1 protein-coding gene is annotated in these 569 nt (G+C 41.5%); it reads left to right on the forward strand.

Translation table 11 applies throughout. The features are described from left to right. Positions 1-22: 22 nt before the first annotated feature. Positions 23-569, forward strand: a 547-nt coding sequence (locus tag A3738_RS27720) for a GGDEF domain-containing protein (protein WP_156504550.1), incomplete at its 3' end; no start/stop codon positions are given.

Genomic DNA, 569 nt, shown 5'->3' on the forward strand with positions numbered 1-569 from the left:
GCTGACAACTTAGCTAAACATCATGATCAATATATTCAAAATTACCTTGATACAGGGGATACTAAAATCATTGGTATCGGCCGGGAAGTCAAAGCGCGACATTAGCAAAGAAGTTTCGCTGTGCGAAAAGCTGGTCAAGGAAGCGACGCATGATCAGTTAACGGGCTTATCTACAAGACGCAAACTCGAAGAATTCGTGAACATGCTCATCAGTAGTTCACATAGATCAAACCGTTTGTTCGCAATCTTGTTTATTGACCTGAACAACTTCAAACCAATTAATGATCTACACGGGCATGAGGCAGGGGAAGCAGTACTCAAGAGCATCGCAAAACGAATCAGTGCTTTAACTCGTCAAGAAGACTTATGTGCTCGAATCGGTGGTGATGAGTTCGTGGTTGTCATATCTGAGTTGAAAAACAACTCAAAACTAAAATTCATTACCGCAAGGTATGCGAGTGAGCTAAGTAAAAATATTGCTTATGAAGATTACTCTATTTCGATCAGTGCAACAACATTTCCTGCTGACGGGAAAGACTACACGTCTCTAATACAGCATGCAGACCGTG

The organism is Oleiphilus sp. HI0066 (genome assembly GCF_001635725.1).